General features: G+C 63.6%; 10 protein-coding genes. 7 read left to right on the forward strand and 3 right to left on the reverse strand.

Annotated elements, in window-relative coordinates; all coding sequences use genetic code 11:
• Both MR825_RS01880 and purF read right to left on the reverse strand, forming a co-directional pair.
• A partial coding sequence (locus MR825_RS01880; protein ID WP_287878438.1) for a glutamine synthetase family protein occupies positions 1–956 on the reverse strand: 956 nt, incomplete at its 3' end.
• Between the two features lie 533 nt (positions 957–1,489).
• A complete protein-coding gene (gene purF, locus MR825_RS01885; protein ID WP_287878440.1) occupies positions 1,490–2,854 on the reverse strand; it encodes an amidophosphoribosyltransferase in 1,365 nt (454 codons plus the stop codon).
• A gap of 444 nt (positions 2,855–3,298) precedes the next feature.
• Between purF and MR825_RS01890 the strand changes: the two genes are divergently transcribed.
• The 7 genes from MR825_RS01890 (at position 3,299) to MR825_RS01920 (ending at position 11,316) form a co-directional block, all read left to right on the forward strand.
• Positions 3,299–3,628, forward strand: a complete 330-nt coding sequence (locus MR825_RS01890; RefSeq protein WP_287878442.1) for an asparagine synthase-related protein — start codon at positions 3,299–3,301, stop codon at positions 3,626–3,628.
• 103 nt (positions 3,629–3,731) lie between these two features.
• Entirely contained in the window at positions 3,732–4,904 is a 1,173-nt protein-coding gene (locus tag MR825_RS01895; RefSeq protein WP_287878444.1) for a DUF362 domain-containing protein, read from the forward strand.
• Positions 4,905–5,013: 109 nt separating this feature from the next.
• The gene (locus tag MR825_RS01900) at positions 5,014–5,226 is read left to right on the forward strand and encodes a DUF378 domain-containing protein (protein WP_256175904.1); all 213 of its coding nucleotides are present in this window, start codon (positions 5,014–5,016) and stop codon (positions 5,224–5,226) included.
• Positions 5,227–5,328: 102 nt separating this feature from the next.
• On the forward strand, positions 5,329–5,592 hold the full coding sequence (locus MR825_RS01905) for a metal-sensing transcriptional repressor (protein WP_186907882.1): 264 nt from the start codon (positions 5,329–5,331) through the stop codon (positions 5,590–5,592).
• Between the two features lie 81 nt (positions 5,593–5,673).
• Positions 5,674–8,202, forward strand: a complete 2,529-nt coding sequence (locus tag MR825_RS01910) for a heavy metal translocating P-type ATPase (protein WP_287878447.1) — start codon at positions 5,674–5,676, stop codon at positions 8,200–8,202.
• Between the two features lie 348 nt (positions 8,203–8,550).
• The gene (locus MR825_RS01915; protein ID WP_287878449.1) at positions 8,551–9,906 is read left to right on the forward strand and encodes an 8-oxoguanine deaminase; all 1,356 of its coding nucleotides are present in this window, start codon (positions 8,551–8,553) and stop codon (positions 9,904–9,906) included.
• A 42-nt stretch (positions 9,907–9,948) separates the two neighbouring features.
• Complete coding sequence (locus MR825_RS01920) at positions 9,949–11,316, forward strand: MATE family efflux transporter (RefSeq protein WP_186907885.1); 1,368 nt, start codon at positions 9,949–9,951, stop codon at positions 11,314–11,316.
• Positions 11,317–11,494: 178 nt separating this feature from the next.
• Here MR825_RS01920 and MR825_RS01925 read toward each other — a convergent pair.
• On the reverse strand, positions 11,495–11,910 hold a 416-nt coding region (locus tag MR825_RS01925; RefSeq protein WP_287878451.1), incomplete at its 5' end, for a transposase.

The following is an 11,910-nucleotide window of genomic DNA, read 5'->3' on the forward strand; positions in this document are numbered from 1 at the left end:
ATCAGCGCCGAGCGGTTGGAAGCCGACCACGCGGTGTAGCACGGCGCTTCATAGCCGGGTACCAGACGCTTGTAGGAATTGACGAGGGGATTGAGCACGGCGGTCATGCCGCTCACGTGCTCCAGCAGACCCGCGATGAAATGGCGCGCGTCGTCCGACAGCTTCTTGTCGCCCTTCTCGTCAAAGAAAATGTTCTTTCCGTCCTTGAACAGGGACATGTTCGTGTGCATGCCGCTGCCGTTCACGCCGAAAATCGGCTTGGGCATGAAGGTGGCGTGCAGGCCGTTCTTCTGCGCCAGCGTCTTGACCGCCAGCTTGAAGGTCATGATCTTGTCGGCGCACTCCAGCGCAGGGGCGTACTTGAAGTCGATCTCGTGCTGGCCCTCGGCCACCTCATGGTGGCTGGCCTCGATCTCATATCCCATCTGCTCCAGGGCCAGGCAGATCTCGCGGCGGGTGCCCTCGCCATGGTCCAGCGGGCCCAGGTCAAAATAGCCGGCCTCGTCGTTGGTCTTGGTGGTGGGCTTGCCCTCGTCGTCGGTCTGGAACAGGAAGAACTCGGCCTCGGGCCCAACGTTGAAGGTGTCGTAGCCCATCTTCCTGGCCTTGTCCAGCACACGCTTGAGCACGCCGCGGGGGTCGCCCACGAAGGGGGTGCCGTCGGGATTGTACACGTCGCAGATCAGGCGGGCCACCTTGCCGTGCTGGGGCCGCCAGGGGAAGACCACGAAGGAGTCCAGATCGGGATACAGGTATTGGTCGGACTCGTCGATCCGCACAAAGCCCTCGATGGAAGAACCGTCGAACATGATCTGGTTATTGACCGCCTTCTCGATCTGGGAAGCGGTGATGGCCACATTCTTGAGCTGGCCGAAGATGTCGGTGAACTGAAGACGGACAAATTCAATATCCTCTTCTTTTACCATGCGAATGATGTCTTCCTTGGTGTACGCCATTGCGGGTATCCCCTTTCATCCTTGAAATTACCGGTTTGATGTGGCGTTTTTGCAGATACGGCGGTATCTGTAAAAAGAAGGCGCTCCGCCCTGTGGGTCGGAACGCCTTCGTTCGCAACTGATGGTTTGAGTATACGACCTCCGGCGTGTTCTGTCAAGGCATTTGTGAAGGATTTCGCATCTTTGTTGCAAATATCAGGGACAGACACTACAGCCGCCCATCCTTTATGCAACTTTTGCACAAGCCGGCTGCAAACGCAGGAGCTTGGTCATCTGCACGCTTCCATGGCGGAGCGCACATGCACGCCGCCCCTGCGTCAAGGCCCGATTCATGCGCCGTGCGCTGCGGCTTCCGCCAGGCCTCGATGGGATATTTCCCGGTAAAGCAGCCGCCGCAGAACTTCCCCGCACAATGTTTCATTGTGCGGGGCCCCTTTGAACTTACCTGCTCGGCGGAAGTAAATTCCGCCTGCGCCAAGGTTTTGCCTTCGGCAAAACGCTTGTACGCCCCGTTCGGCGCGCTGCGGCTTCCGCTAGACGTCGATGGGATATTTCCCGGTAAAGCAGCCGTCGCAGAAGCCGCAGGCGGCGTCGGGGGCGATCTGGTGCAGGGCGTCCAGGCTCAGGAAGCCCAGGCTGTCCGCGCCGATCATCGCCCGGATCTCCTCCGGGGAATAGTTGCATGCGATCAGGTTTTCCTTGTCCGGGATATCGGTGCCAAAATAGCAGGGCGCGATGAAAGGAGGCGCGGAGGAGCGCATGTGGACCTCTTTTGCCCCCGCCTCCCGCAGCAGATTGACGATCTGGCGGGAGGTGGTGCCCCGGACGATGGAATCGTCCACCATCACGACCCGTCTGCCCTCCACGCAGCTCTTCAGGGGCCCCAGCTTGATGCGCACCGCCTGCTCCCGGCTCTGCTGGCCGGGGGTGATAAAGGTGCGGCCGATGTAACGGTTTTTTACCAGGCCTACCCCGTAGGGAATACCGGACTCCTCGGCGTAGCCCATGGCGGCGTCCAAACCGGAATCCGGCACGCCGATGACCACGTCGGCCTCCACCGGGTGCTCCTTCGCCAGAAAGCGCCCCGCCAGGCGGCGGGCATCATGCACGGACTGACCGCAGAGGACCGAATCCGGCCGGGCGAAGTAGATATATTCAAATATGCACATGTGGCTGCTGGCGCCCTTGCAGTTGTCCCGGAGGGACCGCACCTCGCCCTCTTCCACCACGACGATCTCACCCGGGTCCAGCTCCCGCTCAAATTTCGCCCCCACGGCGCCCAGGGCGCAGGATTCGGAGGCAAACACGACGGCATCGCCCCGGCGGCCCATGCACAGCGGCCGGAAGCCCCAGGGGTCCCGGGCGGCAATGAGCTTGCGGGCGGACATGACGATGAGCGAGAACGCCCCATGCAGATGGCGGGTGGCCCGGGCCACCGCCTCTTCCGCAGAGGGGCAATGAAGCCGCTCCTGCGCGATGGCATAGGCGATGATCTCCGAATCGGTCGTGGTCTGGAAGATGCCGCCCCGGTACTCGAAGTCCGTGCGCAGCTTGGGCGTGTTCACCAGGTTGCCGTTGTGGGCCAGGGCCAGGGTGCCCTTGACATATTTCAGCGTCAGAGGCTGGGCGTTCTCCCGGCGCACGCCGCCGGTGGTGGCGTAACGAACGTGGCCCACCGCCATCGTACCGCCCAGCTCGTCCAGGATCGAACTGCTGAACACGTCCCCCACCAGCCCCAGATCCTTGTGGAACGAGAGCTCCCGGTCGTTGATGGCTGCAATGCCGCAGGCCTCCTGCCCCCGGTGCTGCAGCGCGTACAGACCGTAATAGGCGGTGCGGGCGCAGTCCCCCGCCGGGTCGTAGACGCCGAAAACGCCGCACTCCTCGTGGATTGACATGGGCTCTCCCCCAATTCGCTTTTCAGGATGGTAAAATCCTATCACAGCCCCGCGTTCATTACAATCGTGACTTTTGTGCGATTTTTCGGCAGAGGGCCCAAAAAATTCCGTTTATGTCCACAAGGAAACAAAGCCCCGGCGGCGCATATACTAAGACGGAACAAGGGCGTTCCCTTTCTGGAACAGGAAGGGACGCTTTTTTGCGTTTTAGGAGGGATGCTTTTATGTGCGGGATCGCGGAATAGATCGATTCCGGCGGGGCTGTGAGACGCGTACGCAGGCGTACCAGGCCATGCAGGCCGCCCTGCAGCGGCGGGGACCGGACCAGGAGGGGCTTTATCGGACGCCTCAGGCGGCGTTGGTGCACACCCGCCTGTGCGTCATGGACCCGGCGGGCGGAGCGCAGCCCATGCTGCTGCGCGCGGGGAGGAGGAGCTGGCGCTGGTGTACAACGGGGAGCTCTACAACACTCCGGAGCGGCGCACGGCCATGGAGGGCTGGCTTACGGAAGAGGTGCTCCGGCGGAACAAGAGCCCCTACCCCAAGACCCATCACCCCGCCTACCTGCAGGCGGTCTCCCGCCGCCTGCAGGAGCTGCTGGACATCCCCGGCGCTCCCCTGTTCCAGCTCGTGGACCGCGCCGCCCTGATGGAACTGCTCCAGGCGCGCACCGAGACGCCCTGGTACGGCCAGCTGATGACCGTGCCCCAGACCATCGCCTACTTTCTGCAGGTCAACCACTGGCTGGAGCGTTACCGCATCCGTCTGGGATAGCGTGCGTCCCGCCCGGGAAGGCGGATGCTCCCTGCCCCGGTTGATTTTCCACGCAGATCAGGCTATACTGATCTTCAGCTGTCCCAGGGATGGAGGAATACGCATGGAGTGCAGGGTTTTTGTGGCCGCCTGTCCGGATTATGCGCAGGCGGAGGAAAAAACAGCGGAATTGATTGAACGGATGGGCGGGATGGGGCGCTTCGCCCGCCCGGGGGAAACCCTGCTGCTGAAGGCCAATCTTCTGGCGGCGGCGGGGCCGGAGCGGGCGGTGAGCACCCACCCGGCCGTGGTGGGCGCGGCGGCGAAGCTGGTGGCCGGGCAGGGAGCAAGGGCGGTCATCGGCGACAGTCCCGGCGGGCCCTATCTGGAGTCCGGGCTGCGCCACCTCTATGAAAAGACCGGTATGAGGGCCGCCGCAGAGGCCTCCGGCGCGGCGCTCAACTACGACGTGTCCACCCGCCAGGTCTCCCTGCCCGAAGGAAAGGTGCTGCACAGTGCTCAGGTTATCGCACCGGCGGTGGAGAGCGACGGCATCCTCAACTTATGCAAGCTAAAGACCCATCTGTTTATGAGCATGACCGGCGCGGTGAAAAACCACTTCGGGCTGATCCCAGGCGTAACCAAAGTGGGGTTCCACGCCAGCCACCAGGATAAGGGGCAGTTTGCCGACATGCTGCTGGATCTGGCGCTCTGGGCCGCGCCCCGGCTGAACCTCATGGACGCGGTGCTGGCCATGGAGGGCGAGGGGCCGGGAGCCTCCGGCACGCCCCGCCCCGTGGGGCTGCTCCTGGCGTCGGAAAACCCGCTGGCGCTGGACATCGTGGCCGGAGAGATCATCGGCCTGCCCCGGCTCGGCAACCCGGTGCTGCTGGCCGCCCAGCGACGGGGCCTGCCCAGCCGCATCGAAGAGGTGGAGCTGGTAGGGGCCGGGATCGATGCGCTGCGCATCCCGGACTACCGCTTCCCAGCCCATGTGCGCACCAATATCATGGAGTTTCTGGGGCCGCTTACCGGCCCCGCGGCCCGGCTGGCCAAGTCCTGGATGGCTCAGACCCCTCAAATCAGGCCCGAGCGCTGTGTGGGCTGCGGCATCTGCAAAAACGCCTGCCCCGCCGGGGCGATCACCCTGGAAGCGCACCGGGCCCGCATCGATTCCCGTAACTGTATCCACTGCTACTGCTGCCATGAGCTGTGTCCCCAAAAAGCCGTGGCGCTGAAGCAGGGCGCGCTGAGCCGTCTGTTCCAATCCCAATCCGTGCACCGGCGGAGGCATTGAGCGGCCCACCCGGATAAGCTCCCATCATGGATCCAAAATTTTTGTATGAAGCCGCCCTCAGCGGGTGATACTAAGGTCGGTATCTCAATTTGAGGAGGAAGTTCATACCATGATTATCGACAAGATCGCCCTCGTCCTGGCTATCATCGGCGGCCTCAACTGGGGCAGCATCGGCATTTTCGGATTTGACTTCGTGGCCTTCGCCTTTGGCGGACAGACCAGCGCCTTCAGCCGCGTCATCTATACTCTGGTGGGTCTGGCCGCGATCTGGTGCATCTCCCTGCTCTTCCGGGAGCGGGACGCCGTGGACGAGACAACCTGACCCTCTTTCCCCCTTTCAAGCCCCCGCCGTATCCAGTACGGCGGGGGCTTGACTTTTTTCAGTTTACCGCATATACTACACCCCAGGGGGGTGATCCTCGTTATGATGGCAGACGAACAAAAAATCCTCCGTCTGATGAAGACGGCCCGCGGACAAATGGACGGTATCATCCGGATGGTGGAGGAAAACCGCTACTGTATCGATATTTCCCAGCAGGTCATGGCCACCGAGGCCATTTTGAACCGGGTCAACCGTGAGATCCTGGCCGCCCATCTGAAGCACTGCGTCCAGGAGGCCGCCAGCGCGACCGAGCGGGGGGAAAAAATCGACGAATTTGTCAAGGCTTTGGAGCGAATCCTAACGTAATGGCCGCCGGAGACGCCGAAGGACGGCCGTCCGGCGGACCGGGGTGACATCTCTTTGCATTGGAAAGTCTGGTGATTGCCTTTGAAACAAAAATTTAATGTGCGGGGCATGACCTGCTCGGCCTGCTCGGCCCACGTGGAGAAGGCGGTGGGCAAGGTAGCGGGCGTGGCGGCGGTAACGGTCAACCTGCTCGGCAGCTCCATGCTGGTGGACTATGACGACACCAGGACCGGTCCTTCTGCGATCATCCGGGCGGTGCAGGACGCGGGCTACGGCGCCGCGCTCCCCGCTTCGGACGAAAAGCAGGGCGCCGGGCCCGCCGCCCCGGCTGCCCGCGTCATGGAAGCAGAGCTGGCGGGGATGAAGCGCCGCTTCGTGATCTCACTCGTTTTCCTGATCCCTCTGTTCTATCTGGCCATGGGGCACATGATGGGCTGGCCGCTGCCCGCCTTCTTCCACGACGAGCGGAACGTGTTCCTGACCGCCTTTCTCCAGTTTCTGCTGACCCTTCCCATCCTGTACGTCAACGACAAGTATTACAAGGTGGGCTTCCGGAGCCTGTTCAAGGGTGCGCCCAATATGGACTCGCTCATCGCCATCGGCTCCGCCGCCGCCATGATCTACGGCGTGGCCGCCCTGTTCCAGATCGCCTGGGGCCTGGGGCACGGGGACATGGAGCGGGTCCACCGCTGGTCCATGGACCTGTACTTCGAGTCCGCGGGCATGATCCTCACCCTCATCACACTGGGCAAGTTCCTGGAGGCCCGCTCCAAGGGCAAGACCAGCCAGGCCATCACCCGGCTCATGGATCTGGCCCCCAAAACCGCCATGGTGCTGCGGGACGGCGGCGAGGCGGAGATCCCCGTGGAGGAGGTGCGGGTGGGCGATCAAGTCGTCGTGCGGCCCGGCGGACGCATCCCGGTGGACGGCACCGTCACCCAGGGCCGCTCTTCCGTGGATGAATCCGCCCTGACGGGCGAGAGCCTGCCGGTGGAAAAGCTTCCCGGCGACAAGGTGGCCGCCGCCTCGATCAACAAATCCGGCTCCTTTACCTTCGCGGCCACCCGCGTGGGCGAGGATACCACCTTGGCCCAGATGATCCGCCTGGTGGAGGAGGCGGCCTCTTCCAAAGCCCCCATCGCAAAGCTGGCCGACAAGGTGGCCGGCCTCTTCGTGCCGGCCGTTATCGGGATCGCCGTCGTCACCGCGGCCGTATGGCTGCTCGCCACACGCTCCATCGAGCCGTCCCTGACCGCCGGGGTGGCGGTGCTGGTCATCTCCTGTCCCTGCGCGCTGGGGCTGGCCACCCCGGTCGCTATCATGGTCGGCACCGGCAAGGGCGCGGAAAACGGGATCCTGATCAAATCCGCCGAGGCGCTGGAGACCCTTCATACCATCCGGACCGTGGTGCTGGACAAGACCGGCACGCTGACCCGGGGCACGCCCCAGGTCACCGACTGCTATCCCAACGAAGGCGCCACCACGGAGGAGCTTTTGTGTGTGGCCGCCTCTCTGGAAAAGCCGTCGGAACACCCCCTGGCCGACGCGATTGTGGCGGAGGCGGCACAGCGGGAGATCCCCCTGGTCCCGGTAGCGGATTTTCAGGCCCTTCCCGGCCGGGGTATTTCGGCCAGGCTCCACGGCAAATCCGTCCTGGCGGGCAACCGCGCCATGCTGGAGGAGGCCGGGATCCCCTTCGAGGGCTTTGATCTCATCGCGGAGGAGCTGGCCAAGGCGGGCAAGACCCCGCTCTACTTTGCCGAGGACGGCAAACTGCTGGGCGTGGTGGCGGTGGCGGACACCCCCAAGCCGACCAGCGCCGCCGCCGTAGCAGGGTTCCGGCGTCTGGGCATCGACGTGGTGATGCTCACCGGCGACAACCGGCGCACCGCCGAAGCGGTGGGCAAGGCCCTGGGCGTGAGCCATGTGGTGGCCGAGGTGCTGCCCCAGGAGAAGGCGCGGCAGGTCGCCGCCCTCCAGGCCGGGGGCAGGCGGGTCGCCATGGTGGGCGACGGCATCAACGACGCGCCCGCTTTGGCGGGGGCCGACGTCGGCATCGCCATCGGCGCGGGGACCGACGTCGCCATTGAGAGCGCCGACATCGTGCTGATGAAAAGCGACCTGATGGACGCGGTGACCGCCGTGGAGCTGTCCAAACAGGTCATCCGCAACATCAAGCAGAACCTGTTCTGGGCGTTTATTTACAACATCATCGGCATTCCCCTGGCCGCCGGGGTGTGGTATCCCCTCTTTCACATCCAGCTCTCCCCCATGTTCGCCGCCGCCGCCATGAGCCTTTCCTCGGTGTGCGTGGTATCCAACGCCCTGCGTCTCAAGCGGTTCAAACCCACAGCGGCCGCCCCGGCCGCCGCGCGTGAACCAATTCATACGAATGGAGGAATCCGTATTATGGAGAAAAAAATGGTCATTGAGGGTATGATGTGCGCCCACTGTCAGGCCCGCGTGGAACAGGCCCTCAACGCCCTGCCCGGCGTCGCCGCCCGGGTGGACCTGCAGGCAAAAACCGCCACGGTCACCGGAACGGCCGACGACGCGGCGCTGAAAAAGGCCGTGGAGGACGCCGGATATCAGGTGGTCTCCATCTCCTGATCTCTGCCGCCGCGGCAAACCGCCTCCTCGTCCGCCGCGCAGAATTCCGCCGCCCGCAGACGGAGGCGAAGCGGAGCGGACCGGAAGTAAATTGCCCCGCAGGGGCAGGCAAGGGTCCCCCGGGGGCAATTCACCTTGTGTCGCCGGAAATGACTGGATTTCATCTGCTTCCGTCGTCTGCGGACGGCGGCGCTCTGCGAAGCGCTCCTACGGCAGGGTTTTTCGACAGCCTGGAGCGGCCTTGCCGCCTCTTCAGCCGCCTCAGCGCCGGGGAAGCTTCCCCGGCGCTTCCCTTTTGCCCCCTGCTGTGGTATCATGGAAGCAACTCAACCAGAAGGAGGCGCGGCCATGTCCACCCTGCTCATCAAAAACGCGCGCTATATCGTCTCCTGCGACGACCAGGACTCCCTGCACGAGCGCTGCAACCTCTTCATCCGTGACCAGGCGATCGAATACATCGGCCCTGCCCTGCGGCAGGCCGACCAGGTCATCGACGCCTCCCGCATGGCGGTGTATCCCGGCCTCATCAACACCCACCACCACCTCTACCAGCTCTTTTCCCGCAACCTGCCCGAGGTACAGAAAATGGAGCTGTTTCCCTGGCTGGTGACGCTGTACGAGGTGTGGAAGAACCTGGATGAGGAGGTGGTCTCCTGGTCCTCCCTCGCAGGCATGGGCGAGCTGCTGAAAAATGGATGCACCACCTGCTTCGACCACCACTATGTCTTCCCCGAGCGCTCCGGAGACCTGATCGCGGCCCAGTTCCGCTCCGCCGATACGGTGGGGATGCGCTTCCACGCTTCCCGCGGCTCGATGGACCTGTCCAAAAAGGACGGCGGGCTGCCGCCGGACTCCGTGGTACAGACCATCGACGCGATCCTGGCCGACTCCGAGCGCCTGGTGCGGGTCTGGCACGACGATTCCCGCTTTTCCATGCACCGCTTGGCGCTGGCCCCCTGTTCTCCTTTTTCCGTATCCGGGGACCTGCTGCGGGAAAGCGCGCGCCTGGCCCGCAGTCTGGGCGTGCGGCTGCACACCCACGTGGCCGAGACGAAGGACGAGGAGCAGTATACCCTGGAGCGCTTCGGCCTGCGGCCGGTGGCCTACATGCAGTCTCTGGGCTGGACCGGCCCCGACGTGTGGTATGCCCACGGCATCCATTTCAACGACAGCGACCTGCGCGTCCTGGCCGAGACCGGCACCGGCGTGGCCCACTGTCCCATCTCCAATATGAAGCTCGCCTCCGGCGTGTGCCGCCTGCCCGACCTGCTTCGCCTGGACATCCCGGTCGGGCTGGCCGTGGACGGCTCCGCCTCCAACGACGGCTCCAACCTGCTGGAGGAGCTGCGGGCGGCCTATCTGCTCCACCGGCTCACCTGGAGCCGGCAGGCCCCCACCGGGTACGAACTGCTCAAGGTCGCCACCCGCGGCTCCGCCCGGCTCCTGGGCCGGGACGACATCGGGCAGCTCTCTCCCGGCAGGGCGGCCGACCTGTTTTTGGTGGATCTGGACCGCCTGGAGCTGGTCGGCGCCCAGTTCGACCCCATGTCCATGCTGGGCACCGTGGGCCTCAAGGGGCCGGTGGATTACACCATCGTCAACGGCGTGCCTGTGGTGCAGCAGGGGCAGCTGGTCACGGTAGACGAGGCGGAGGTGTCCGCCAGGGCAAACGAGAGCGCCCGGCGTTATCTGGGCCGGCTGTAAGGCGGCCTGCACAAATCTGAAATCCAAGGGAGAGGTACCGGAATGGAGTTGACTGCCTCACAGCCCCGCGCGCCGCTGTTTTCCCGGCAGGCGCTGCTGCGGCTGATCATCCCGCTGGTCATCGAGCAGCTGCTGCTGATGACGGTGGGCATGGCGGATACCGTTATGGTGACCACCGCCGGGGAAGCGGCCGTATCCGGCGTGTCCCTGGTGGACGGGCTCAACATGCTGCTGATCCAGATCTTTGCCGCCCTGTCCACCGGCGGAGCGGTCGTGGTATCCCAATACCTGGGCCGCCGGGAGGCGGAGCAGGCCAACACGGCGGCCAAGCAGCTGCTCTACGCCGCCGTGATCGCCTCCACCCTGCTGACGGTACTGGCGCTGATTCTGCGCCAGCACATCCTTTCCCTGCTGTTCGGGCAGGTGGAGCGCGCTGTGATGGCCAGCGCTCTCATCTATTTCCTGCTGACCGCCGCCGCTTATCCCTTTATGGCGGTATACAACGCGGGCGCGGCGCTGTTTCGTGCCATGGGCAACAGCAAAGTATCCATGTTCTGCTCCCTCATCGTGAACATCATCAACATTGCCGTCAACGCCATTCTGATTTTCGGCTTCGGCATGGGGGCCGCCGGGGCAGGTATCGGTACGCTGGTCTCCCGGATCGCCGCGGCCGTCATCATCATGGCGCTGCTCCGCCACCCGGAAAACCTGGTGCGGGTGGAGGGCCTGCTCCGCTTCCGCCTGCGCTGGGACATGATCCGCCGCATCCTCTTCATCGGCATTCCAAACGGCTTGGAAAACGGCATGTTCCAGGCCGGCAAGCTGTTGGTGCTCAATCTGATCACTACCTTCGGCACCGCCGCTGTGGCCGCCAACGCCATTGGGAACAGCATCGGCGGCGTCATCAACGTACCGGGCCAGGCGCTCGGCCTGGCGCTCATCACCGTGGTAGGCCGGTGCATGGGGGCCGGTGAAACCGACCAAGCGGTATCCTACGCCAAAAAGCTGGTGCGCGCTTGCTACGTCTGCATGGGAGTTATGAACATCGCCCTCTTTTTCCTGGCCGGGTGGCTGGTCACGCTGTTCGATCTGAGCATGGAATCCACCGCCATGGCCGCCCAGGTGCTGCGCTGGTTTTCGCTGTTCAGCATCTTTTTCTGGCCCATGTCCTTTACCATGCCCAACGCCCTGCGGGCCGCCGGGGACGCGGTGTTCACCATGGCCGTCTCCCTGTGCTCCATGTTTGCCTGCCGGGTGGCTCTGAGTTATGTCTTTGCCTGCGCCTGGGGCCTGAATATGGGGCTGCTGGGGGTATGGCTGGCCATGTTCTGCGACTGGATCGTACGCGCCGTTTTCTTCCTTATCCGGTTTCTGCGCGGGAAATGGAAGTACATCCGGGTCATTGGATAGGCACGCTCCGCAGACTGCCGGTGCCTTTCCCGGACATGCGGCAGAAAAAAAGCTTCAGCCGTGAGGGCAATGTCATTAGATAATGTAGAATAAATTGCGCATAACTCTTGACGGCACCCCATGTGGTAGTGTCAAGGATTTTGCGCAAATTGGTTTGCAGGCTCTGGAATGAATGAAGTCAGCCAGCAATGGAGGCGTCCTCAACGGCAGTCTCCAGGTGCTTCATATTCATGTACTTTTTGTTGCCCCACTGGGTGCCGGCCACATGGCGCAACCGGGCACAGACCAGCATCAGAGCAGAGTTACCGTCCGGGAAACTACCCACCACACGTGTGCGGCGGCGGATCTCCCGGTTCAGCCTCTCAATGACATTGTTGGTGCGGATGCGAGTCCAGTGTTCGCTGGGAAAATCGCAGTAGGTAAGAGTCTCCTCAATGCCATCCTCTACCTTCTTGGCAGCCTCCTTCAGTTTCATGGAACGCAGTTCCTCCACCACAGCCTTAGCCTTTTCCCGGGCAGCTTTCTTGCTCTCCTGGGCGTGGATGGCCTTGAGCATCTTGGCCACCAGCTTTACCTTGGAGCGAGGCGTGACTG

The organism is Lawsonibacter sp. (genome assembly GCF_022777125.1).
GTDB lineage: Bacteria > Bacillota > Clostridia > Oscillospirales > Oscillospiraceae > Lawsonibacter_A > Lawsonibacter_A hominis.